Source organism: Thalassobacterium maritimum (genome assembly GCF_031127805.1).
Classification (GTDB): Bacteria; Verrucomicrobiota; Verrucomicrobiia; order Opitutales; family Coraliomargaritaceae; genus Thalassobacterium; species Thalassobacterium maritimum.
Window position 1 is genome coordinate 1 of the sequence record NZ_JARXHW010000015.1, and the last position, 25,601, is coordinate 25,601.

Below are 25,601 nucleotides of genomic sequence, written 5' to 3' on the forward strand. Positions count from 1 at the left end.
TGTCTGTCGTTTGCGTCGCGCTGGGAGACAGGCGAGGGCGCCTGTCTTACGTAAGACAGACACTCTTGTCTGTCGTTTGCGTCGTGCTGGGAGACCGGCGAGGGCGCCTGTCTTACACAAAAAAGCCCTGCCGTGGATGCGGCAGGGCTTTGCTTCAAAAGTGTCGAAAGGACTGCGACTACTTGAGTGTGCCGGCGTAGATCGCGTTGTCACCCAATTCTTCTTCGATGCGAAGTAGTTGGTTGTATTTCGCGATACGGTCGGAGCGGCTCATGGAACCAGTCTTGATTTGGCCCGCGTTGGTCGCAACTGCGATGTCAGCGATGGTGACGTCTTCGGTTTCGCCCGAACGGTGAGAGATTACGGAGTTGTAGCCGTTGACCTTGCCGAGCTCGATGGCTTCGAGGGTTTCAGTCAGTGTGCCGATTTGATTAACCTTCACCAAGATCGAGTTGGCAACGCCAAGATCGATGCCCTTTTGCAGGAATTTCACGTTGGTGACGAAAAGGTCGTCACCAACAAGTTGGACTTTGTCGCCGATTGCGTCGGTGAGTGCCTTCCAGCCGTCCCAGTCGTTTTCGTCACAGCCGTCTTCGATCGAATCGATGGGGTATTTCTCGGTGAGCTCCTTTAAGTAAGCAGCTTGCTCTTCGGAGTTGCGCTTTGCGCCGCCTTCACCTTCAAACTTGGTGTAGTCATACACGCCACCTTCAAAGAATTCAGATGAGGCACAGTCGAGTGCGAATGTGATGTCGCTGCCGACCTTGTAGCCAGCGGCTTCAACTGCCTTGCTCAATGTGTCGAGTGCATCTTCAGTGCCTTCGAACTTAGGAGCGAAACCACCTTCGTCGCCGACAGCTGTGCTGAGGCCACGGTCGTGGAGCACCTTCTTGAGGCTGTGGAAACACTCAGCACCCATGCGGATGGCTTCGCTGAAAGTGGCTGCGCCGATTGGGCGAATCATGAACTCTTGGAATGCGATCGGTGCGTCGGAGTGTGAGCCGCCGTTGATGACGTTCATCATCGGCACAGGCAATACCTTGGCATTGGGGCCACCGATGTACTTGTAAAGTGGAAGTCCGAGCGCGTCCGCTGCGGCGTGTGCGACTGCAAGCGAGACACCGAGCATGGCATTGGCGCCAAGCTTGCCCTTGTTGGCTGTGCCATCGAGCTCGAGCATTGCCTTGTCGATTGTGATTTGATCACAAGCATCCAGGCCTACGAGCTCTGGGGCGATTACATTGTCGACGTTGTCGACTGCTTTCAGAACGCCCTTGCCGAGGTAGCGAGCCTTGTCGCCATCGCGAAGCTCGACCGCTTCGTGTTCACCGGTGCTGGCTCCGGATGGAACTGCGGCGCGGCCGATGATGCCTGACTCGAGTTCGACGTCGACTTCGACAGTTGGGTTGCCACGAGAATCGATGATTTCGCGGGCGCGGATATCTGTAATGATAGTGCTCATAGTAAAAGCGATATGGTTTCTATGTGAGATGAAATTGTTGCCTTCACCTGCGTGCGCAGTCGAATAATTGGACAACAAGCTTGTTGTTTTGCAGCTCATGCTCAGGCTGTCAATGATTCGTGGATAAGTAATCTTTATGATTTAGGAGAAGCAAACTTATTGATAAGTGCAGCTAATTCTAATTTGTTGATGGATTAGTCTTTGCGCGCCCAGAGTGCACTCTCAATTTTTCAAATTTGTTATGAATCGTATTCTCTTTTTATGTATGGGCAATATTTGCCGGTCGCCTGCGGGGCATTGTGTTTTGCAGCATTTAGTGGATGAGGCCGGGCTGTCGGATGTCTTCGAGATTGAATCGGCTGGCACCACTGGCTTTCATGTGGGCGCGTCGCCGGATGCGCGCATGCAGCAGGTTATGCGTGAGCGGGGTATTCCAGTGATCGGGCACTCACGTCAGTTGCAAGCGGCAGATCTTGAGTATTACGATCTGATTTTGGCTATGGATCAGGATAATCTGGAGGGTGCGCGCCGTCTGGATCCGGGTGGTGAGTATTGGCATCGGATCAAGTTGTTCTGCGAATACTGTACAGAGCACGATGTGCGCGAGGTGCCCGACCCCTATTATGGGGGCGATCGTGGGTTTGAGTATGTGATGGATCTGATTGAGGACGGCTGCCGGAATTTGCTCAAAGCGTTGCGATAGCGCAGGAGCTGGTGGCGGTGGCATCCTGTGCCACAGTCGTCGGGTAGATATTGTGTGCTCTATTGCTAAAGTGATCTAGCCTTGCGAGTGATGGATTGAATAGTGAATGGCGGTGAGTCGTATGACCACCACCAGTAAGCTGGTTAATAGGAGTGAGGAGAGCTCGTTTAAATTGGCGTAGTCGAAGCAGAGCAGGGCCAAGCCACCGATTAGGCAGGCGGTTGCGTAGATCTCTTTGCGTAATACCAGGGGGACTTCGTTGCGTAACACATCGCGCAACAGCCCACCAAAGGTGGCACTGACCACGCCAATCGCCAGTGCCGCCCATCCGGGCAGGCCATAGGCTTGAGCGATACGCATGCCTGTGACTAAAAAGATTCCCAGCCCCAGTGCGTCCAATACCGAGATGATGCGAGTAATCTTCTGCCAGCTATTAATGCCATGCAGAGCTACCAGCACCGCACAGATAGCTAAGATGAAATAGACGGGATCTTTTAGGAAAATGGGCGGTAGGTCGCCTAGCATGACACTGCGCAGCAGGCCGCCGCCCGTGCCAGTGACCAGTGCAATGATGAACATGCCGAACCAGTCCATCTCTTGTTGACGACCTGCAATCGCCCCGGATACGCAAAAGACAAAAGTTCCCGCGTAGTCCCAGCATTCTAACAATCCTGGTAGTTGCATGTGCTTCGTGTATCGGGGCGCAATCGCGCTGGGGCTGTTGATGGTGGGCTCAAGATCGCTGCAGGTAAATTATTAAGCAGCCATACGCTCGGAGGATTTTTACAGAAGTCAATGTGCGCTTTTCTAATTTTTGATAGTACGCTCTCACCTGCGTTGGTCCTTCTCAACAAGTTTTGGCTCAGAGGATGCTCTGGTACTTATTCTTGCATTTAGGAGTGTTTATACTAGGAGTGCTGGGTATTTACCCTAATTTTTAACGGATTGATTCACGCATTTTAATTTAGAAAAAACATGAGAGCATACATGCATATACTGTTTGTGTGCCTATTGCTGCCAGCTTGGCTCAATGGGGCATTACTGCCTGGCGATTTTGGAGTGGTGCGCATTTCTAAAGACAAGGTCACAATTTTGGCACTGCAGGCCATTGCCGCGAATGAGTCGATCAAGCTCAGTGATCAATCTTGGAAGTATGGTGCATTTTCGGGTAACGGCAGCGGAGGAACGCATACCCTGACGCGTCCCTTGGAGGCGGGGGACTTGTACGAAATCGACTTGTCGGCTCTAGGCATTTTATTTGAATGGGGCGATACGCTCCATTTTTATCAAGAGAGCGCGGCTCCTAATAGGCCTAAGGTGCGTCACTTGTTTGTGGTGGAGGCGAACCCAGCGGGGCTGCGCTGGTTGGATACGCCGCTTGGGCTGGAGCCTGATTTGACTCACATTTTGATTCGTGAAATTAGTGGCTATACTGGGGATATCAACCAGGTCTATAATAGCGGCTTACTCGACATTGTTAATTTGAATTTGACGCCCTATCAGTGGCTGCAGGCATTGGGCAATTATCGTGCTTGGATACATGTGGATCAAGAGCTCGAACTTTCTTTGCTGCAACTCTTGGGCCTCGAATTTCTTGTTTTGCCTAGTCCTGGGGTGATTGAGTTTATGTCAGATGCCTACCACCTAGGTGAGAATGATGGGAAGATTACCGTTCCTGTGAGACGCCTATATGGTAATGCGGGCACTGCCAGTGTGGAAGTTGAAAGTACGAATGTCGTCGAGCCTCTCAATACATGGGAAAATCAAGCAGCAGAGGAGTTCTACGCAGATTTAACTGGGATCGCTTATTCGCCTGCAGCGGGATATGCGATTGCCGTGAGCCCCGATACAGGTAAACTTTTAAAGGGCACTTCTTCGGGCTGGCTCGCGATGGATACTAACGGGGAGCCGCAAACGAACTTAGAGTTGAGTGATGTCGTATATGATGGGACGGGCTTTTGGGCATGTTCCAAGCAGGGGCGGATTTATAAATCGGAAACTGGCCTCGATTGGTCGTTGAAATATGCACCTTCGGGCACCGCGCCGAGCCTCACGCGTATCGTCTACCTGCCAGCGGCGGCCGCTCAGGGGCTGCCCGCACTGCTTGCACTCGGCGAGGACGGCCAAATTTTGTATGAAAATTCCAGCGATACGTGGCAGCCATCTTCTTCTGGGCTGAGCGATGTCGGCCTGTTTTCGGTTACTTTTGATGGGCAAAATTACGTCGCGGTCGGGGCCGGTGGCAACATTCTGACCACTCGAGACCTGGCAAAGAAGTGGGAGAGCCATAGTAGCCCGACAGCTTTCGATCTGTATGCAGTTTACTTTTCACCTGCGAGTCTGGGGGGCGGGTATTATGTTGTGGGGCAATTTGGTACCATGCTTTACTGCGACAATCTAGTCGCTGGCTTTGAGAAGATTGAATCTGGCACTTCGCAGACTCTTTTTTCGATGCAAAGCGTTCAGTTAGAGGTCGACTCCAGCACGGGTGAAACCGTAAGCTATCTCGTCGCGTGTGGGGCAGCGGGCACGGTCACGGCGGCTGAAAGTGGCGGCAGCTTTACGCTGCGTCGTTCGATCCATCGTGCTTCTGCCCTCTATTCCATTCTTCCGATCGTATCGGGTTCGGGGCAGGCAGCAGAGGCACTGATCGCCATCGGTGAATATGGGGCCATCGTGAGTTTGAGCACCTTCAGTCAGGCGCTTTCGGGGGGGGAGGATCAGCTCCGATTGAACAATGAGCCTACATCTAAGCTGTCCTGGGCCGCGGGCGAAAGCTCTGAGAAATACGTCGAAGTGAGTGCTGGCACGGTTGATCGGTTTCGTCAGCGCACGGATCTGCTGCTCAAGCGTCCGATTGGCGGGGGAAACTATCGACTCGGCAAGCAACGCACCCAAGTCAATCTGATGCGTGCGAGCGATTCTTCGGTGGCATTGGCTCCCAATTTTGGACCCTTGCTTTATATGGTCGATACGCGGGTCGAAATCAATAGTAAGGAGCAGTGGGAGTTTAAGTTCAGGCTCGGCAACACCTCGCAACAGGCCACGGGCCGACTGTTTTTACGTTTTGAAGATACCAATTTGCCAGATTGGGAAATCCCCTCGAGTTTATTACCCGGCGATGGTGAGGGCATGGCTGCTTTGAGTGTGAGTGCAGACATCGTCAAGGTGCTGTCGCAACCAGTGGAGAGCGTCAGCCTCTACGAAGAATTCAGGCAAGGAGAGTCGGTGCTTAAATACAAGAAAATCGTGAACAGCCTGTGGGCGGATCCGGACTGGTCGCCCAATGGTATTTTCCCGCGCTCGCTCGGCATTTATCTGCTCGACGATGGTAGTTTGTTGGATCCTGGTATTCCTGGCATTTCAGAGGCACTCGATCTGACTAGTGGTGTGGTCGATGATGTGATTGACATCATCGGCGGCATTCTGGGAGGGCTGTTCAATGTGCAGAGCCTCGCGAGATCGAGTTCGGTCGCTGAGGAGAGTCGGCCAGCATCGACTCAGTCCTTTGCCGCATATTCTTCCATGAGTTCTTATTCCACGACGAGTCGTGGCAGTTCCGGCGGCTCTACATTTAGCGACGGGGTGCCGACCCCATCGCGTGAGGCCAGTGGCGACCCACAGTTGATCTTGACCGATACCGATACCCAAGGGCCGACTGGTATGGAGTTACGTGCGACGTTCCCCTTCTTTTTAGAGGGCGATTTTTATAATACTGGCACCGGGCTCAACGAAGTCTATACCATGAATGTGGTGGACTGGTCGGTCTCCGAAGATGCGGCGCCAGCGGATGGACTAAGCATCGATGCGGACGGCAACTTCGAGGCAAGCCCCAATCCCTCACTGAGCTATCCGCGAGAGATTTCGATCGATTCCAGCACCACTGAAGGGGCTCCCGTCGATGACAAGGGCGAGCCCATTGAATTTACAGACAGTCAGACCGTGACGCTGAGCTACGCTGCCAGCGACCTGAGCTACGCCGACTGGGTCTTGCTTCACTCTTCTTTAAGCGGGGACGATGCCTTGGGCGATGCTGACCCTGATGACGATGGTCTGCGCAATCTGCTTGAGTTTGCCCTCGGCCTCGACCCCGAGACTCCTGACCTCAGTTCCGTCTTGACGCTTACGCACGATGCGGCCAGCTCCATTTCGAACTTCGAGCTGACGATCCCCCTCGATCGTAAAGAGTTGATTTACACACTGGAGACGACGAGCAATCTATCTACCATTCCAGTTGAATGGACGGCGCAATCTTTGACGCTCTCTGCAGTGGACGGCAGCACGGAGACCTGGGCGGCTCGCATTCGCAGTTCGGGACAAATATTCGGTCGACTCTCAATCCAGGAAGTAGCACCGTAAAGGGTCCACCTGCTTCTTGCCGCCTGTAGCTGACACTCATGTTCTCACGAATCGCCCGATACTTTGCGCAACCGAAGCGTAATTGGCAGTGGTTGATTCAGGTGCCGCTTGGCTTTTTGTTTGTGCTATTGATCGGTATCGCTTGCACGCAATGGGCGCCCGCCAGTTATTTTGAGCGTAAAAGCCATGACTTGTTTCATGTTCTTGAGTGGTTTGACGAAGATCACCCGAAATTCCCTATCGAGGATTTCTTAATCATTTACGTCGATGATCTCTCGCAGAAGGAGTTACAACAACCCTGGGACCGGCCTTGGGACCGTCATCTGCATGCGGAATTACTGCGTAAGATCCGCCTGGATGGGCCGCAGCTGGTGTTTTATGATATGGTCTTTGATATGCCCAGCTCCGATGCCGAGGCAGACGCGCAGTTCGAGGCCGAGATTGCCGCCTGTGGCAAAGTCGTGCTGGGCGCTAGTAATCAGCGCTATTATTTCCCCGGTAATGAGGAGCCTGCCGAGCAGCTCTTTGTGCCTTACGCTCCTTTTCGACAGGCGGCTGCCGCATGGGGTGTTGTGCAAAAACACCATGACTACGCGGATAACGGTCTGCGTTGGATGCACCGTGTGCATGACGACGATCGCTTTCAGCCTGCCTTTTGGAACGCTACTCAACTGATCGCCCCCGATGTGATTGCGGCTGCGGGGCCGGTGGAGCAACCGCGCTGGGTGCGCTTTTTCGGTCCCTCTTCGACGATTCCCAATATGAGTTTCTACACCGCGCTGTTGGACGAGCGAATCAGCTTCAAAAATAAGCTGGTATTCATCGGTGCTCGACATTCGGTGGCGATGCCCGGGGCGGGGCGCGATGTCTATCGCTCTCCTTATTTCAGAGATCCTGAAGGTGAAATGACGGGCGTGGAGATGCAAGCCACCATGGTGCGTAACATGCTCACCGGATCTTGGCTTGATTGGGCAGATTTGAAGACTCTCTGGGCCATTGTGTTGATGAGCACCTTGTTACTGACGTTAATCGTGAATGCATTCGGTGCCCGGCTTTCGTTACTTGGTTGCGCCTTTTTTGTGTTTTCGAGTGCGATTTGTTCGATTTGGTGGATTCACGCGTCCGGAACCTTTTTTGCCTGGCTAGTGCCTGTTCTTGTGCAAGCGCCGGTTGCTTTTGCATACTCCGCGATCTGTAATTATTGCTTCCTTGAGCGCAAGCGGAATCGCTTGAAACGTATTTTTGCCTCGTATCTGTCGCCAGTCATGGTCGAGCGTATCGCAGATGCCGAGGAGGAGCCGCAACTTGGCGGAGAAGTGGCGAATATCACACCCTTTTTTAGTGACGTGGCCAACTACTCGAAATTCGCCGAGTTGTTGTCGCCTATGGATCTGACGCAGCTTATGAACGAGTATCTGAGCGCGATGACCGATGTGTTACAAGACGAGGGCGGCACGCTTGATAAATATGTCGGCGATGCGATTGTCGCTATCTTTGGGGCACCCTTACACAGTGCGGACCACGCTTATAAGGCATGCTGCTCCGCCATTCGGATGCAGCAAGTTCAAGAAAAATTGCGTCAGCGATGGTCGCAGCAGCAGGGACGCTGGCCAGAGTCCGTATGCCAGATGCACACCCGAATCGGCCTGAATACGGGTAACGCGGTCGTCGGCAATATGGGCTCCACGATTCGTTTCAACTACAGTATGAGTGGTGATGCGGTCAATCTGGCCGCACGTTGCGAATCTAGCGCCAAGCACTTCGGTATTTATACGATGGTCACGGAGGGCACCCGTGCGGCTGCCAGTTCGGTTGAGAACCATGGTTTGGCCTTTCGGCGTATTAACTGCTGCACTGTGATTGGCCGCAAAGAGCCCGTCATGCTCTACGAACTGATGGGGTTCGAAGCTGATTTGTCGGAGCGTGAGCATCTCTGTCGCGAATACTATGAGCGGGCCTTGGTTGCCTTTGTGCGTCGTGATTGGGCGCAGGCGATTGAATTACTCAATCAATCGATCCCACTGGAACGCTTCCAGCCTGGCCACAATACAAACATGCTGACCACCCCGAGCCTGGTGTTGAAGCAGACCTGCGAACATTACATCTATCATGCTCCCCCGGCGAACTGGGACGGAGTTTACAACCTACGATCCAAGTGAGAATTTATTGTATCCACCACATACTGACCTACCTCTTTTGCAGCCTGCTTTGGGCGAGTGCCAGCTTACATGGGGAGGAGTCGATTGAGCTGATCAGTGTCGAGAACCTGGTGGAGGTCAGCCGCAGTCATGCCCAGGCGTGGACTGCTGTGGAATCGGGCACCTTACTGGCGGATGGCGACCGGGTGCGCACGGGGGAATACAGCCGCGCAGCGCTGCGCTATCCCTCCGGTCATATCATTCGTTTGAACGAATTCTCTACGATCCGATTATCTCAGACCTCGACTTTCGAGGGAGCTAAGAAAACCGCTCTCGAGCTTAAAAAGGGAGCCTTGTATTTTTTCAGTCGTCAGCCTGAAAGTGAGTCCGATATCAAGACCGCAGCAGTCAATGCCGCCATTCGTGGCACCGAATTTGAGATCCGTGTGAATGACGACCAGAGCACAGAGCTTTCGATGTTCGAGGGACGGGTCGATCTTTCTAATGCGGTAGGCAGCCTTGCTTTGAGCCCAGGAGAGCGCGCCCGAACGCAAGTCGGACAGGCGCCGGTCAGGCTGCCTATGATTGATGCCAGTCGCTATATGCAGTGGTATCTCTACTACCCCGGCGTGCTGGATACGCGGGGGCTCGACTTGGATGTGAGCTATAATAGCTCCGTAGCCGCATACCAAGTGGGCGACTTGTTAACTGCGCTGGAGAGCCTTCCGCGAGCTGCGGGGGCTTTGGCTACGGCAGACACCCAAGTTTACCGAGCTGCAGTTATACTGGCTGTGGGCCAAGTGGAGCAGGCGGCCCAGTCTTTGCGGGGCAGTTCCCAAGCGCAATCGGCCGCGTTGCTGGAGTTGATCGATGCCGTCAAAGGGGACCCACAGACGGTCGCATCATTGGCGCCAGCTCAAACTGCTAGCGACTGGTTGGTTCGCTCCTATAGCTTACAGGCAGTGGGGGATCTCGCAGGCGCCCGCGCCGCTGCCCAGCAGGCGACTCAACTTAATCCAGAGTTTGGATACGCTTGGGCTCGCTTAGCGCGCCTAGACTTCGGCTTTGGCGATACAGACGCTATGCACGGCGCACTGGAGCAGGCAAAGCAATATAACCCCTCGAACCCAGAGGTTTTCGTGCTTGAGGGCTTCAGGCTGGCTGCTGAGGGCCAAGCCGCTCAAGCCGAAGCTCAGTTTTTGCAGGCGCTCGGGCTCGCTGCAAATTATTCAGATGCATGGTTGGGATTGGCCTTGGTCCGCTTCAATCAAGGGCGCGAGTCGGCCGCGTTGCAGGATATGTTGACAGCGGTAGCACTTCAGCCCAATCGATCCTTACTACGCAGCTATCTTGCCAAGGTCTTTGCTGAGAGCCATCAAATTTCGATCCCCTGGCTGCGCCCGCAGGCCGACGATTTCGTGGAGAAAGCGCTGCAAGAACTGGAACTCGCCAAGGAACTCGACCCAGGCGATCCGACTCCTTGGCTCTACGCCGCGCTGATAAAACGCGACAATCTGCGCTACAATGAGGCCGTGCGTGATTTACAAAGCTCGATCGATCAGAACAACAATCGCGGCTTATTTCGCTCGCAGTCTTTGCTCGATCAAGATCTCGCGGTGCGCCGCTCTAATTTGGCTGATATTTATCAACAGGCCGGCTTGCCCACGCAAGCGCTGGCCGAAGCGGGCAAGGCCGTGCAGGCCGACTACACTAATTTTGCCGCTCACGACTTTCTGGCACGCGTCTATCGCGAAAGCTTCGACGCCACCCGCATCAATCAGCGCAACGACACAGCCTTGAACAATGAATTCTTCCTGCGTAATGCGTTGGCTCCTGTGGGCGCGGGCATCGCCTCGCAACGAGTTTCGAATCAGGAATATAGCTCCTTGTTGAATCAGATGGGTTACAACGGCACTGTCGAAGGCTCGTTCGACTCACGCGGGCGCTATGCGGTCGGCACTTTTCTAGCGTATCAAGGCAGTCGTATCGAACTCGCGCTGGAATTATACCAGGAGGAATGGGACCCTATCTATTATAACGACGACCTGGAAACGCGTTCCGCTTTAGTGCACTTTAAATACGAGCCCACCTCCAAGGATCGTTTTTATAGCTTGCTCATTTTTAACGATAGCGAGCAAGGGGACTTGAGCGCGGGACCCGATCCCGATGCGCTTAACCGCTCCGTGCGCCCTTATTCTGTGGTGGGAGACCATGTCGTCTTTACGCCGAGCACGAGTGGAGCCCATCCCGTCAATGACAGCTACGGCCGCGACCCTGAGTTTCGTGTAGAGCAAGCTCAAGAGCCGCTGTTCTTTAATACCTATACACGCCAGTGGAATGATCAGAACCTCTCGCTCTTCCTGTATGGTTGGACCGATACCAACAGTCGCGATTCCGACCCCTTGCTTTCGCTGGGTGTCACGAACCTGAGCGGTAGCCCCAGTCAGCAAAAAATCTACGACGCGTCCTACCAAAATGAGCAAAGCTTTGAATTGCACAGCTTCGAAGCGCAGCACGTCTGGCAAGGGGAGCAGAGTCAGCTGATCGTAGGCGCGCGCCTGCAAGTCGGGGAGTTGGAAGACGACATGCGTATGCGTGCCGCGATCAATAGCAACATTCCGGCGGCACAATTATACAATCTAGTGCCTTACGCGATCGACAGCGATGGCACGCGTGGTAGCAGCGAAGACTTTGAGCGGATCGCCCTCTATAGCCAGTTTGGTTATGCTTTGTCCGATCAGTTGACCGTGGTGGCGGGCTTGAAGTATGACAGTATCGAGTATCCAGATGGCCTACAGTCCCTCGCTCGGAGCCCGCAGTCGCAATCTGAATCGCAACTTTCACCTCAGCTCGGCTTTATTTGGCAACTATCACCCGAGTGGCTGCTGCGCGGAGCCTATGCGCGTTCAATGAGCGGCTATCGTATCGAAGACCTATTGCGCCTTGAGCCGTCCAATATCGGTGGTCTCACCACGGCTTACACTTCGATCGCTCCCAGCCAGATTACTTCCGGATGGGCGGGCGGGACCATCGACACCCTCACGTTCGCGCTCAATGGCCAACTGGCAGAAGATACCTACCTTTCCTTAGACTGGAGTTACGGGCGATTTAATGCCGAGCGCATAGTTGGGCGATTTACGGAGACTATTTTGGGCACTTACGCCAATGATCCGGGCGAACTCAGCATCGGTGAAATGCAGCAATCCCTCGACTACGATGAGATGAGCTTCACTGCGCGGATCGATCATTTACTGAGCCGTCGCGCCAGCGTGGGCGCTAGTTTTAGCTGGCAATATGCAGAGATCGACGAGCAGCTGGAGGGCGATTTGGGCGTGAGCCGCACCTCGCCTTATCTCGACGACAGTCGTGCGAGCTTATACACGGGGGCACTCTATGCACGGTACCAAAATACGAACGGCTGGTTTGCGGGCGCCGATCTGCAATACTGGGTGCAGCAGAGTCACTCCCTCGTGCCAGAGATCACAGATAGCTATGTGCCCAATATTAATTTGAGTATTGGCTATCGCTTACAGCAGCAACGCGGCGAGATTACATTTAGCATACTCAATCTTAGCGATGAAGAATATGAGTTGAACCCGGTCAATAATTACAGCGAGCCTCCCCATGAGCGAAGTTTCGTTGTTCAAACACGTTTTAGCTTTTAGGTGCATTCAGCTGCTGGCGCGTACTCGGTCGATATTTAATCTGTGACTTGCCAGCGTCTCCATCTATCTATCCAACTGCTCGTATGTCTAAAATACGCCAAATTGACTATAGTACGCCACGCACACTCGTCTCTTATAGTGGCAAGCGCACTGTTCGTATGACCGGGCGGGAGACTCGTTATCAGTTTTCCGGCGTTCTTGTCGCCGGAGAAGAGGACGAGTTTGCCAAGATCGGTGATGAGCGCAAAGACTGGCAAAAGAGCGCCTTTCCCTTGCCTTGGACCGATTCTCCCGATGTTGTGGAGCCGGAATCGTAATATTTATCTTGCTCTGCGCTTGACACTCGCTCAGCTAACACCTTTTTTCTTCGCTTTTCCCAATTTCCGGCTGTCTCGCCGAACTCTATCTTTACACTTTAATATTATGGCACTTAAAATCCGTCTCCAACGTCATGGCGCAAGCCACCGCCCTTTCTACCGCATGGTTGTCACCGAAGCTTTGGCTCGTCGTGATGGTCGTTTCGTCGAAGTTCTCGGCACTTACGAGCCACAGGCTAAGCGCCCAGAGGATGAGCTGAGTGTCAAGCTTGACCGCGTAGACTACTGGAAGTCTGTCGGTGCCAAGCCAACAGATACAGCTGCGAGCCTCATCCGTAAGGCACGTCGCGAAGCACCTGCTGAAGCAGAGACTGCTGAAGCGTAGTCATTTTTTTTGTAACTCGCCCATCTTGGCTCACTTCGCCTTGGCTGCTTGCGAAATTCGTAAGAGGCCACACTTGAGGCCAGTTTTCTGATGCATCACGAGTTCGACATTTTAACCCTCTTCCCAGAAATGGTAGAGGGTTTTTTTGCGTCCAGTATGTTAGGGCGCGGTCAGCGCAACGGTTTGATTGACATTCGCACGCACCAATTGCGCGATTGGACCACCGATAAACATAATAAGACCGACGAATTACCTTACGGTGGTGGAGCCGGAATGGTCATGAAGCCCGAGCCGATCTTTGCGGCGGTCGAGCAATTGCGTCAGCCTGCCAGTAAAGTCGTCTATATGGCGCCGGACGGTGTGCCGCTGACGAGCCAACTCGCGCGCGAGCTAGTGCAAGAGCCCCACCTTATTATACTGAGTGGGCACTACGAGGGCGTCGATCAGCGGGTGCGCGACGAGCTGGTAGATCTCGAAGTGAGCATCGGTGACTATGTGCTGACAAATGGCACTTTGGCCGCCGCCGTCATGATTGACTGCGTGAGTCGATTTATTCCCGGATTTTTAGGTGACGAAAAATCCTTGACGGAGGAATCTTTCATGAGCACTTTGCTCGGCTTTCCTCAATATACGCGTCCGGCGGACTTCCGTGGGTTGCGTGTTCCAGAGGTTCTCCTCTCTGGAGATCATGCGGCGATTGCGAAATGGCGGCACGAGCAACAGATTGAAAAAACGCGGCGCTTACGCCCCGACCTTTTAGACAAATAACTTTTATACAACAAACCGGAGTATTCCCATGAGCCAAGCAATCCTCGAAGACATCACAAAAGATCAACTTACCGACGACCGCGCCGACTTTAAAGTAGGCGATGGCGTTCGCGTTCACCTCAAGGTTAAAGAAGGTGATAAAACACGTATCCAGATTTTTGCTGGTATTGTCATCTCTCGCAAGGGTGGCGGCATTCAAGAAGCATTCACAGTGCGTCGCATTGCATCGGGTGTGGGCGTCGAGAAGGTATTCCCTGTGCACAGCCCCACAATCGAAAAGATCGAAATCGATCGTGAGTCTGTGACTATGCGTGCACGTATGTATTACATGCGCGACCGTATCGGTAAGGCTGCCAACTTGGTTAAAGAAAAACGCCTGGTTGAAGCCGGCCGATAATAGAGCCCCACATTTATTTTGAGGCCGCCCTGCGAGGGGCGGCCTTTTTTTATGATTGTGCGGCTAATTGGCTTTCACAATCTGGATTGGGAATTTATACCACCAGCCCCCATGCAATCGGACGAAGACCTTCAAACGACGCTTTCTAAATGGCCATTCATCATCGGCGATGTAATGCTGGTCGTTATCGCGCTAGCGATTGCGATCCTTGGTGATTGGCAATTGACCAATATGCAGGTCGCCTCCTGCGTGATTTCCGTGGCGCTGGGTTGTTGCCTCTTTGTGCTGCCCTATATTTTAGAGTATCAAGTGCGCGTGCGTGAAGAGGTCGAGGATCGCACTGCGGACCTGCGAATTATGCGGCGGCACCTGATTGCAGCTGAAGAGCAATTAGATACATTTGGAGCGCAAATTAAATCTCTGAAACAGGGGCTTGAGGAGCGGGCGCAAGCTAAGCCAGAGCAGTCAGTCTCGAATGAGACGCTGGAAGCGCTGGCAACTTTGAAAGAAATGAAGGCGCAATGGGCGCCCTTAGAAAGTCAGCAGAGCGAGCAGGCGCAGCAACTGGAGGCGCAAGCGCAGCAATTCGACACCTTTACTCAGCAGTTGGACGCTTTGGCGCAGCAAGTCAATGCACTGGTCGAGTCGCAACAGAGTCAGGTCGATGCGATTCAAACACTGAAGTCCGACTTCGAGCTGATTCCCGCACTTCGTTCCGAGCTGGACGCAGTGCGCGCGCAAGTGGCCGCGAGGCCCATTGTGGCCGCCGAGCCAACAACGGGTGAAGAAGCAACAACAGCCGCCGAGCCGACAACGGTGGGGGTGTCGTCGCCAGTAGTCGCCGAACCGACAGCCGATCCAGAAGCAGTCGAACCGACAGCCGAAGAGGCCAGCGGGTCGACGACTGCAGAGCCAACACTCTTTACCGAAGAGTTAACACCAGTTACCGAAGTGCCAGTGGAAGCTGAAGCACTGGCGCCAGTTGAGGAGCCGGAACCTCTTGCTGAGCCAGCAGCCATCGTGGAGCCGCCAACAGCCCCGGCTGAAGCGGCAGCCGCGAGTGCTGAAGAACCAGTGTTTAAGAAAGTGCGCTCGACACGCACGCGTCGCAATTCTGGCTCTGGTATGCTTAAGCGAGCCATGTTTGGTTTGAAACAGGAGAGCGAGTCACAAGCAGTCAGCCGTATAATTCTTTCGAAAGGCAGCCGTTCAGAGCTTCGGCCATCAGCGGAAACAGTTTCCGAAGAGGCCGCGCCTGCTGCAGCCGCCAGCGAAAACCAGTTGCCGGCAGCAGAGTCCGAATCGGAGCCAGAGTCGGAAGAAGTCTTAGCGCCAGAACCAGCAGAACCAGCAGAAGCAGCAGAGGCGCACAGCGCAGAAGCAGCCGTGCGTCCGAAGCCAGAGCTAGAGTTTATGGTGGATGGAGTCCCGCGTCAGGCTAGTAAGGCAGTCGAAAGCACGGTGGTAGCTTCGGTTTTTATCGGGATCGGCAATAAACCATTTATACGTGGCAATGGGCCCGGTTTGAGCTGGGATCGCGGGGTGGAGATGGAGTTTGAGGAAATTGGTAAGTGGTGCTGGATGGCTCCGCTGGAGATTGAGCAGCCGATCGAAATACAAGTCTTTCGCAATGATGAGGACCCCGACACGACGGGAACTTATACCTTGGAGCCAGGCCAAGAGCTGCGCGTATCGCCAGAGTTTTAGGGCTATTTGCAATAGAATCGAAGATTGCCCGTCGGGAATTACTTGCTTTTAATCCACTACATTTATGAGTGATTCGATTGCAGCCGGCCCCATTGATTTTAAAGCGATTCTTGAAGCGGCTCCAGATGCTGTTGTCGTGCATGACTTAAATAATCGCGTATTATTTTGGAATCAGGCGGCTGAAGCGCTCTACGGTTGGACGGCGCAAGAGATTCTAGGCCGCCCCATTTCGCGAGTGTTGTATTTAGACCTTGCTGAGCGTGAAAAGGCGATGGCCGTATTGACGCAAGGGGGCGTCTGGCGGCGCGAGCTTCGGCAGCTTGATCGCAATGGTGATGAGTACCTGGTGCAAGTGCGTCAGCATCTGCAGTGCTGTGTGGATGGCCTGCCGCAGGCGATCGTATCTTTCAACACGGATGTCACAGAGCAGCGCAAGCTGGCGGATGCGCAAGAGCGTGCCCACCACGTGCAGTCCTCTAGTATCTTGGCGGGTGGAGTGGCGCATGAGTTGAATAATGCGCTCGCACCGATTATGTTGTCCTCGGCCATGCTGAAGCGTTCCGTAGAGGGGGAGAAGGCGCAGAGCATGGTCAGCATGATTGAAAAATGTGCGACCAAGGGCGCGACGCTGATTTCCGAATTACTTGCTTTTGAGCGCGGCAAGGGTGGGGGGCGCGATATTATTCGCGGCACTCAGGTGAAGCGTGGCATCTTGCGCGCCTGCGAAGAGCTGCTCGATGAATCCATTGACCTACAAGTCAATGTAAACGAAGAGCTGTGGGAATTTCGCGGGGAGCTGTCTGAAATCTGCGCAGTCTTTCAGCATTTAGTTCAAAATGCACGTGAGGCCATGCCCGACGGAGGCAAGTTGAGCATTGATGTGCAGAATCATCTCTACGATGAGAACTTTGAGAATTTGGCTCCCGAGGCCAAGGCGGGGGCTTACATCAGTTTCGTGGTGAGCGATACCGGCACAGGCATTGCCCCCGAAGCTTTAGCGCATGTGGCGGAACCCTTTTATACCACCAAGCCACCGACACAAGGTTTTGGCTTCGGTCTTTCCAATACCCAGGCGACAGTTAAAGGGCATAAGGGCTTTATGCTGATTGAGAGCCGTAGTGGAGTCGGCACCACAGTGAGTATTTTCATTCCTGCCGATACGGATTCGGTTGTGAAAGTGGAGCCCCTGGAGCCCTACCGCGACCCTAAAAGTGGCGATGGTGAACTCGTGTTGGTCGCTGACGACGAGATGTTTGTGCGCGACACCATTAAGCGAACACTTGAAGATCGCGGCTACCATGTGCTGGCTGCGCAAGATGGCACCGAAGCACTGGCCATTTACGCGAGCCGTCTAAAGGAGATCGACATGGTGGTCACTAATGTGGAAATGCCTTATATGGATGGGCCTGCGCTCTGCCGTGCTTTAAAAAAGTTGAACCCTGATGTGAAGATTCTGGTCTCTAGCGGGCATAAGCAAGCGGAGCGGGTGCAAGCGATTAAGTCCTGCGGGGTGAGCGATTTCTTAGCCAAGCCCTACACTGCCGATAGCCTGGCTGATCGTGTACACGCGATCCTCGCAGATGAGCCGATCGACTCGTGATGGTGGCGTGCTGCTCTCGGGTGGGGCGCGCGATTCTCGCGATTGACGCTATTCCGCGCCAGCGTCGCGCCAGAGCTTTTCTATCAATGCGCTGTCGATGCCATCGCTGGTCACGGCGGTGCCGAGAGCGGTCATTGTGACAAAGCGTAAGCGGCCACTACGATTTTTCTTATCACGTTGCATGGCTGCCATCAGCGCGCTGACGGGGAGGGCTTGGCTCAGGCGTGTCGGTAGTTCGAACTGTTGGATCACGCGCTCGGCGCGTAGGACGTCGCTGTGTGGGATTTGTCCCAGCTCTACTGAAAGTTGCGTGGCCAGGCTGAGCCCGATGGCCACTGCTTCGCCGTGTAAATATTGTCCATACCCGGCTACATTCTCGATCGCATGTGCGAAGGTGTGTCCGAGGTTGAGCAGTGCGCGACCTCCTGCGGCGGCGGTTTCTTTTTCATCATCGGCGACGACTTGTGCTTTGATGGCGCAACAGCGGCGCACGATCGCTGGCAGTTCGGGCGAGTGTGCGTCGAGCCCGTCAAGTGCCACCAGGTCGTTAAAGAGTTCTAAGTCGGCGAGCATGCCGTATTTGATCACTTCGCCCATGCCGGCGGCGAATTCACGTGCGGGTAAGCTTGCTAGCAGTGCGGTGTCGATATACACGGCTTTGGGCTGCCAGAAAGCGCCGACCAGGTTTTTGCCCTCGGGCAGGTTGATGCCTGTTTTGCCGCCCACGGAGCTGTCCACCATCGAGAGTAGGGTGGTCGGGATTTGATAAAAATCGATGCCACGCAAATAGCTTGCTGCCACATACCCGGTCAAATCGCCAATCACGCCGCCCCCGAATGCAAAGAGTGCGCAGTCTCGGTTGGCGGAAGCGCTGGCCAAAAAGCTGAGGCACTGACTGAAAAATTCGACCGACTTGGTCGTCTCACCCGCGGGGAGTGAGAGGATCTCGCTATCCTCAAAGCCCGCCTGTAATAAATAGTCTGGATGGGCATGTAAGACGCGGGCATCGCTGATTACGCGAATACTGCGGCCGGCAGCGCGCAGGGCATCGATGTCGGCTTTGAGTGCTTCGGGCACATGGCTGAAGTGAATCGGATAGCTGCGCTCAGCGAGCTGGACGGTGAGAGTTTGCGTTTGCATGATGAATGTTGTAGGGGCTTCACTGGTGAAGCCCGCATTTGCTTCGGGGCGTGTATTCTCGGCGGTCTTCACTAGTGAAGCCACTACGATTATTCTGTGAGCCCAAAGATCGCGTTGGAGTAATTTTCGGCAGAGAACGGCTGCAGGTCATCAGGCTGTTCGCCTAAGCCTACGAAATAAATCGGCAGTTTGAGTTCGCGGTAGATGCCTACCAGTGCGCCGCCGCGGCTGGTGCCGTCTAGCTTGGTGATGATCAGTCCGGTCAGCGGGAAGCTCTTGTGGAAGACACGTGCTTGTTCGATGGAGTTGGATCCAAGGCTACCGTCCACCACTAGCCAGCTGTGATGCGGGGCGGTGGGCTCGCGCTTTTGGATGACGCGGTGCATCTTTTCCAATTCCTTCATCAGGTTACCCTTGGTGTGTAAGCGACCGGCGGTGTCGAGAATCACAATGTCACGTGAGCGACTTTGGGCGGCCTCCAGTGCATCGTAGGCGACGGCAGCGGAATCCGCTCCATGTTGGCTGGCTACGATGTCGATGTTCAGGCGGTCTGCCCAATGCTTGATTTGCTCGTTGGCTGCAGCGCGAAAGGTGTCGCAAGCACCGAGTAGCATACTGTGGCCCTCATTTTGATAGAGGTGGGCCAGCTTGGCGGAGGTGGTGGTCTTGCCGGAGCCGTTGACGCCGACCAGGCAGATGATCTCTGGCTTGTGTTGGCCGACTTCGACTCGGCCCTCGGCGCCTTTGAGCACCCGGGCGAGCACGGTCGCGCCAATCTTAGCGGCGTCTTCGCCCCTCATTTCTTTGTCGGCTTTGTAGGCCAGCTTGATTTCTTCGATAATTTCTTCGACGGTCTCGTGGCCGAAGTCCGCTGTGTACAGGGCTTCTTCCAGTTCCTCCAACGCGGCATCGTCCAGCTTCCCGGCTGCAAAGATGCCGTTGAATGCTTTCTGGAAGGTGGGCGTTTGGCGCTTGAGGCCGTCTTTGAACTTTTTAAAGAGTCCGCGCATAATTTTGTTTTCGAACTTAGTCGGCCGCGCTGCGAAGCGGACGGTCGATCTTGTTTTTCATTTGATCGAGAATGCCATTGATAAAGCGCTTCGAATCTGGGTTCGAGTAGATCTTACCGAGCTCGATGGCTTCGTTGATACTGACGATCGGTGGAATGTCGCGCCGCTGTAGTAGCTCATATATGGCCAATCGTAGAATGGACAGGTCAACTTTAGCGATCCGGTCAAAAGTCCAATTCGCAGCATGAATCTTGATTTGTTCGTCCACGCGCTCCATGTGCTCGATCACGCCATGGATCAGATCCTCGGCGAAGGCGTAATAGTCGCGCTCATGATCTTGCGTTTCGAGGAAGACGCGTAGCGCATCGTGCAATTGATCGGGGCGGTTCAGTTCCCATTGGTAGAGGAATTGCACCGCACACATGCGATTATCACGGCGTTGTGAGGCGCGTTTGACTGGTTTTACTTCGTCGTCCATTTTTTTGTAAATAATGCCATTTCGAGGGCAGCTTGGGCAAACTCTTTGCCACGGTTGATTTCTTCGCCCGCACGCGCTTGGGCTTGGGCTAAATTGTTGACCACGAGTATGCCATTCAAGACTGGCAGCTGTTGGGCGATGCTGATGTCGAGCAGGGCGGTGGCGGTGCTGTCGCCGATGATCTCGTGGTGATTGGTGTCGCCTGCGATCACCACACCGATGCAGATAATTGCATCAAATTTTGAGTGCTTGGCCAGCGTAGATGCCGCGAAAGGGAGCTCGGCGGCACCGGGCACACGTTCGATCACCGGACGCTCTGCGCCGGAGGCTTCGATTGTAGCGCAGGCGTGCTGCACCAACGAATCCACCAGCGCTTCATTATAGCGCGAGGCAATCACAGCGATCCGTAGGCCGCTGCCGTTTATTTCCTGTATACTGGGTATGTCGAGACTCATAAGGAAGCCCACTAAGAACGCCGATCGTCGAACATACAACGCCGAACTTTGTATCTAATTTAGTGAATTTATACGAATATTCGAGATTGGAAGTTATGAGTTCGATGTTCAACGTTCTTTAAATGTTTACATTGATCAAAGAAGACGGTCAGGCGCGGCGCGGAGTTCTCAAGACTCGGCATGGTGAAATCCAGACTCCCATTTTTATGCCTGTGGGCACTCAAGCCACAGTTAAGGGCATGACGCCTGCGCAGATCGAAGAGGTCGGAGCGCAAATTATCTTGGGCAATACCTACCACCTCAATATCCGCCCGGGCTCGGAGCTGGTGCACGAGATGGGAGGTTTACATTCATTCATGAATTGGAAGAAGCCGATCCTGACAGACAGTGGTGGCTTTCAGGTCTTTAGTCTCTCTAAGCTGCGCAAGATTACCGAAAAGGGCATCGAGTTTCGCTCGCATCTGGATGGCCGTAAACTTTTTCTTGGACCTCAAAATTGCTACGAAATACAAAAAAATCTCGATACGGATATCGCGATGGTACTCGACGAATGTCCGCCTTATCCTTGCGAGCGCGACGAGTGCGAGAGCGCAGTGGCACGCACCATTCGCTGGGCCGGGGAGTTTCTAGAGCATGCCACTAATGATGGCTTTATTGAGTCGGGGCATCATGTCTTCGGTATCATTCAAGGCTCGATTTACGATGACCTGCGCCAGCATTGTGGACAGGCCTTGGCTGAAATGGATTTTCCCGGCTATGCCATCGGGGGTGTCAGTGTGGGCGAGCCAGAGGAGGAAATGATCCGCCAAGTGGCCGCCACGGCGCCGGTGATGCCTAAGGACAAGCCGCGCTATGTGATGGGCGTTGGCACTCCGCCGCAGTTATTGAAGATGGTCGGCCTCGGCATGGATATGTTCGACTGTGTCATGCCCACACGCCTGGCCCGCCATGCGACTGTCTTTACGCCCCATGGCGTGCTGAATCTTAAGAATGAGCGCTTTAAGCACGATCCCAAACCGATCATGGAAGCGGATAACTATACCTGCCAGAATTTCAGTCGCGCCTATTTGCGACACTTAATTATGGCGAAGGAGCTGCTCGCGCATACACTGCTCTCGATTCATAATACGCACTTCTTTCTCGATTTAATGGCCCAGGCACGCGCGCACATCGAAGCGGGCGATTACGCCGCTTGGAGTGCGGCTTGGATCGATCGCTATAACGCCGGCGGAGCATAACCGCTGGTTCGCTCAGATCGCCGTCTCACGCCGTCTCATTGGAGGCTTATAGAGACGGCGATCAAGCGCGTTAGGGGCTAATTTTACCTATTAGTCACTCTAAACTCGTTCGTTCTCGTATTAGATATTCTTTACTCATTGGAGTTCTATCTTTAGGGTTTCTTATCGTGAAAGAAAAAAAGAACCCTTCCTCTGTGAGTATGTTGGATGCGAATGAAGCGGTGGCCTCAGTGGCTTATCGTGCCTCCGAAGTCATTGCGATTTATCCAATTACCCCGTCGACAAGTATGGCCGAAGTCTGTGATGAGTGGTCTTCTGCGAATCGTCCCAATGTCTGGTCGGATGTGCCTGAAGTGGTGCAGCTCCAGTCAGAAGGTGGCGTGGCGGGCGCCATCCACGGCTCGCTGCAGGCGGGCGCCCTGTGCACGACTTTTACGTCCTCGCAGGGCCTGCTGTTGATGATCCCGAATATGTATAAGATCGCGGGTGAGCTCACACCTTTCTGCATGCACGTGGCGGCCCGCGCATTGGCTACCCACGGTCTATCTATTTTCGGGGATCACTCTGATGTGATGGCCTGCCGACAAACGGGTTTTGCGATGCTGGCTTCCAACACTGTGCAAGAGGCGCAGGATATTGCTCTGATCTCGCATGCAGCTACTCTAAAGTGTCGGGTGCCGTTTATGCATTTCTTTGACGGTTTCCGCACGTCGCACGAGATTAACAAGATTGAGTTGTTGGACAATTCTGTTATCGAAGCGATGCTCGATACGGATACCATTTCACGCATCCGTGGAAACAGCCTGTCGCCCGATCATCCAACTATCCGTGGTACGGCTCAGAATCCAGATGTCTTTTTCCAAGCACGCGAAGCTGCTAATCCGTTCTATGATGCCTGTGCGGATGTGGTCGAGGCGGAGATGGATAAATTTGCTGAGTTAACAGGTCGTAAGTATTCGCTTTATGAATACGAGGGGGCCGATGATGCCGAAGAGTTGGTCGTGATTATGGGCTCTGGCGCAGAGACTGCAGTCGAGACTGCTGCCTACTTAAACTCGCAGGGCCGCAAGACTGGGGTGCTGAAGATTCGCCTCTACCGTCCTTTGGATCTCAAGCGTTTAGTTGCCGCGATGCCTAAGAGTGTGCGGCGTATTGCGGTACTCGATCGCTGTAAGGAGTCGGGCGCACTGGGTGAGCCACTCTTAGTCGAAATGATGGCTTGCATCGAAGAGGCGCGCCAAGCTGGCCTGTTACCTGATTCATTCTGCCCCACAGTCATTGGCGGTCGCTACGGCTTGGGCTCGAAGGACTTTACACCTGCCATGGTGAAGGCGATCTTCGATGAGCTCTTGGTCGAGCAACCAAAACGCCGCTTTACAGTCGGCATTGTCGATGATGTCACCGGCCTCTCGCTCACAGTTGAAGAGGATTTCGATCTTGAGAAAAGTGAAGTGATCCGTGCGGTCTTTTTCGGCCTCGGTTCGGATGGCACGGTGGGTGCCAATAAGAACAGTGTGAAGATCATCGGCGAGGGCACGCCTAACTATGCACAGGGCTACTTTGTATATGATTCTAAAAAATCAGGTGCGGTCACTATATCGCACTTACGCTTTGGACCAGAGGTCATTCGCGCTCCCTATCTGATCAAAAATGCCAGCTTCGTAGGTTGTCACCAAGCGCAGTTTTTAGATCAATATGATGTGCTCGAATACGCGGCGCCGAAGGGCGTGTTTCTTTTGAATTCGATTTACCCAGCGGATACGGTCTGGCAGCATCTGCCACGTCCCGTGCAAGAAGCTGTCATTGAGAAAGAACTACAGTTTTATGTGATCGATGCGTATCAAGTCGCGCGCGCCGCAGGTATGGGTGGGCGTATCAACACGATCATGCAGACTTGCTTCTTTGCGATTTCAGGTGTCTTGCCTAAGGATGAAGCGATTGCCAAAATTAAAGAAGCGATCGAAAAGACCTACGGCAAGAAGGGCCCCGAAATTGTGCAGAAGAATTTTGCTGCGGTGGACCAAACCCTGGCCGCGCTACAGCAGGTCGAGGTGCCTAGCGTTGCCAGTTCTACTTTGGAGCTGCCCCCAGTGGTGCCGGCCGAAGCGCCTGACTTTGTGCAACGCGTCACTTCAGTGATGTTGCAAAATAAAGGCGACTCATTGCCCGTTAGTGTCTTTCGCCCGGATGGCGTCTGGGATGTGGGCACCAGCCAATGGGAGAAGCGCAATATTGCACAAGAGATTCCGATCTGGGACCCTGCTGTCTGTATCCAGTGTAATAAGTGTGTCGAAGCCTGCCCACACGCTGCGATTCGTTCCAATTTCTATGATGCGGACGAGCTCGAAAATGCACCTGTGAGCTTTCGCTCCACCGATTTCCGGGCACGCGACTTCCCCGATAAGAAATTTACCATTCAAGTGGCACCGGAAGACTGCACCGGTTGCTCGCTCTGCGTGTCGGTATGTCCTGCCAAAAACAAGACTAATCCGCGCGAGAAGGCGATCAATATGCGCATGCAAAATCCGCTACTCGAAGAGGAGCGCGCCAACTATAACTTCTTTCTCAATCTGTCTAAACCTGACCGCGCGACTCTGAAGGAAGATGTTAAATTCACGCAATTTAAAGAGCCGCTCTTCGAGTTTTCTGGAGCCTGTGCCGGCTGTGGCGAAACGCCTTATTTAAAGATGCTGACACAGATTTGTGGCGACCGCCTATTGATGGCCAATGCCACCGGGTGCTCTTCAATTTACGGTGGCAACTTGCCCACCACGCCTTACACCTGCAACGATGACGGTCGCGGCCCTGCTTGGGCGAATTCGCTCTTTGAGGACAATGCTGAGTTTGGCCTGGGTATGCGTGTTGCGGTCGATAAGCAGGTGGTCATTGCACAAGACTTGCTACGCGGTTTTTCCGCTAGCCTGGATGCCGAGCTGATCGATGCCATCTTGACGGCCGATCAATCCACCGAGGCTGGGATTGCCGATCAACGTGCCCGTGTGGCCGAACTTAAAGCCAAGCTTGAAACGCTGTCGGAGCCTAAGGCCAAGCGCTTGCTCGATGTGGCGGATTATCTGGTCGAGAAATCGGTTTGGATCGTCGGTGGTGATGGTTGGGCCTACGATATTGGTTTCGGTGGTGTGGACCACGTATTGGCTTCCGGTCGCAATATCAATATCATGGTGCTCGACACCGAAGTCTATTCCAACACCGGCGGACAAGCCAGTAAGTCGACGCCGATCGGCGCGATTGCGAAATTTGCAGCTTCCGGTAAGGTGACCGGCAAGAAAGATCTCGGTCTGATTGCGATGAATTATGGTAACGTCTATGTGGCGCGCGTCGCCATCGGTGCCAAGGATACCCAGACTGTCAATGCCATCTATGAAGCGATGCGGCACCCCGGGCCTTCACTCATTATTGCATACAGCCACTGTATAGCGCACGGCTACAATCTCGCCAGTGGATTTGATCAGCAAAAGCTCGCCGTGGACAGCGGTGCATGGCCGCTCTACCGCTACGACCCTGCACGTAATGCGCAGGGAGAGAATCCGCTCAAATTGGATTCGCGTAAGCCGAAGAAGCAGCTCTACGAATTCACCGATAACGAAGCGCGCTTCCGTATGCTTAAGATGAAAGATCCTGTTCGTGCCAAGGAGTTGGGCAAAGCAGCTCAAACCTTCGTCGACGAACGCTTCGAACTCTACGATCGCCTCTCACAGCCTTTTGAAACGGCCGATGAAGATGCAGAATAATTCACGTCGAACCCAACATCCATAGCT

The 25,601-nt window shown here is 53.9% G+C and carries 18 protein-coding genes; 12 read left to right on the forward strand and 6 right to left on the reverse strand.

The genetic code is table 11. From position 1 onward, the window contains the following. Positions 1–178: 178 nt before the first annotated feature. Positions 179–1,462 (reverse strand): phosphopyruvate hydratase, encoded by a 1,284-nt coding sequence (gene eno, locus QEH52_RS08220; RefSeq protein ID WP_308949634.1) that lies wholly within the window; start codon positions 1,460–1,462, stop codon positions 179–181. Positions 1,463–1,703: 241 nt separating this feature from the next. On the opposite strand from eno, the gene QEH52_RS08225 reads away from it, so the two are divergent. Then, positions 1,704–2,165, forward strand: coding sequence for a low molecular weight protein-tyrosine-phosphatase (locus QEH52_RS08225; RefSeq protein WP_308949635.1), 462 nt, complete (start codon positions 1,704–1,706; stop codon positions 2,163–2,165). Positions 2,166–2,240: 75 nt separating this feature from the next. On the opposite strand, the gene QEH52_RS08230 is transcribed toward QEH52_RS08225, so the two are convergent. Next, on the reverse strand, positions 2,241–2,849 hold the full coding sequence (locus QEH52_RS08230; RefSeq protein ID WP_308949636.1) for a trimeric intracellular cation channel family protein: 609 nt from the start codon (positions 2,847–2,849) through the stop codon (positions 2,241–2,243). 303 nt (positions 2,850–3,152) lie between these two features. On the opposite strand from QEH52_RS08230, the gene QEH52_RS08235 reads away from it, so the two are divergent. The 9 genes from QEH52_RS08235 (at position 3,153) to QEH52_RS08275 (ending at position 17,501) form a co-directional block, all read left to right on the forward strand. After that, positions 3,153–6,524 carry a WD40/YVTN/BNR-like repeat-containing protein gene (locus QEH52_RS08235; RefSeq protein ID WP_308949637.1) on the forward strand — a complete coding sequence of 1,124 codons (3,372 nt, stop codon included), beginning with the start codon at positions 3,153–3,155 and terminating at the stop codon, positions 6,522–6,524. 38 nt (positions 6,525–6,562) lie between these two features. Then, the gene (locus QEH52_RS08240) at positions 6,563–8,683 is read left to right on the forward strand and encodes a CHASE2 domain-containing protein (RefSeq protein ID WP_308949638.1); all 2,121 of its coding nucleotides are present in this window, start codon (positions 6,563–6,565) and stop codon (positions 8,681–8,683) included. Continuing rightward, positions 8,680–12,327: a TonB-dependent receptor domain-containing protein gene (locus QEH52_RS08245; protein WP_308949639.1), complete on the forward strand. Its 3,648-nt coding sequence runs from the start codon at positions 8,680–8,682 to the stop codon at positions 12,325–12,327. The genes QEH52_RS08240 and QEH52_RS08245 overlap by 4 nt, the downstream gene beginning before the upstream one ends. A gap of 83 nt (positions 12,328–12,410) precedes the next feature. After that, a complete protein-coding gene (locus QEH52_RS08250; protein WP_308949640.1) occupies positions 12,411–12,644 on the forward strand; it encodes a hypothetical protein in 234 nt (77 codons plus the stop codon). Positions 12,645–12,750: 106 nt separating this feature from the next. Next, a complete protein-coding gene (rpsP, locus tag QEH52_RS08255; RefSeq protein ID WP_308949641.1) occupies positions 12,751–13,029 on the forward strand; it encodes a 30S ribosomal protein S16 in 279 nt (92 codons plus the stop codon). Between the two features lie 90 nt (positions 13,030–13,119). Then, positions 13,120–13,797: a tRNA (guanosine(37)-N1)-methyltransferase TrmD gene (trmD, locus tag QEH52_RS08260; RefSeq protein ID WP_308949642.1), complete on the forward strand. Its 678-nt coding sequence runs from the start codon at positions 13,120–13,122 to the stop codon at positions 13,795–13,797. 28 nt (positions 13,798–13,825) lie between these two features. After that, the gene (gene rplS / locus QEH52_RS08265; protein ID WP_308949643.1) at positions 13,826–14,194 is read left to right on the forward strand and encodes a 50S ribosomal protein L19; all 369 of its coding nucleotides are present in this window, start codon (positions 13,826–13,828) and stop codon (positions 14,192–14,194) included. Positions 14,195–14,305: 111 nt separating this feature from the next. Then, positions 14,306–15,901, forward strand: coding sequence for a serine/threonine-protein kinase (locus QEH52_RS08270; RefSeq protein WP_308949645.1), 1,596 nt, complete (start codon positions 14,306–14,308; stop codon positions 15,899–15,901). A gap of 64 nt (positions 15,902–15,965) precedes the next feature. Continuing rightward, complete coding sequence (locus QEH52_RS08275) at positions 15,966–17,501, forward strand: hybrid sensor histidine kinase/response regulator (protein WP_308949646.1); 1,536 nt, start codon at positions 15,966–15,968, stop codon at positions 17,499–17,501. A 48-nt stretch (positions 17,502–17,549) separates the two neighbouring features. Here the strand turns inward: QEH52_RS08275 and aroB are convergent, their stop codons facing one another. The 4 genes from aroB to ribH are packed head-to-tail and all read right to left on the reverse strand — an operon-like array spanning position 17,550 to position 20,584. Next, positions 17,550–18,725 (reverse strand): 3-dehydroquinate synthase, encoded by a 1,176-nt coding sequence (gene aroB, locus QEH52_RS08280; protein ID WP_308949647.1) that lies wholly within the window; start codon positions 18,723–18,725, stop codon positions 17,550–17,552. 5 nt (positions 18,726–18,730) lie between these two features. After that, a complete protein-coding gene (gene ftsY, locus QEH52_RS08285) occupies positions 18,731–19,651 on the reverse strand; it encodes a signal recognition particle-docking protein FtsY (protein ID WP_308949649.1) in 921 nt (306 codons plus the stop codon). Between the two features lie 16 nt (positions 19,652–19,667). After that, on the reverse strand, positions 19,668–20,129 hold the full coding sequence (gene nusB / locus QEH52_RS08290; protein ID WP_308949650.1) for a transcription antitermination factor NusB: 462 nt from the start codon (positions 20,127–20,129) through the stop codon (positions 19,668–19,670). Beyond that, entirely contained in the window at positions 20,114–20,584 is a 471-nt protein-coding gene (ribH, locus tag QEH52_RS08295; protein ID WP_308949651.1) for a 6,7-dimethyl-8-ribityllumazine synthase, read from the reverse strand. The genes nusB and ribH overlap by 16 nt, the downstream gene beginning before the upstream one ends. A gap of 122 nt (positions 20,585–20,706) precedes the next feature. Between ribH and tgt the strand changes: the two genes are divergently transcribed. Both tgt and nifJ read left to right on the forward strand, forming a co-directional pair. Continuing rightward, a complete protein-coding gene (gene tgt / locus QEH52_RS08300) occupies positions 20,707–21,822 on the forward strand; it encodes a tRNA guanosine(34) transglycosylase Tgt (RefSeq protein WP_308949652.1) in 1,116 nt (371 codons plus the stop codon). Between the two features lie 200 nt (positions 21,823–22,022). After that, a complete protein-coding gene (nifJ, locus tag QEH52_RS08305) occupies positions 22,023–25,574 on the forward strand; it encodes a pyruvate:ferredoxin (flavodoxin) oxidoreductase (RefSeq protein WP_345785456.1) in 3,552 nt (1,183 codons plus the stop codon). The last annotated feature ends 27 nt before the right edge of the window (positions 25,575–25,601 follow it).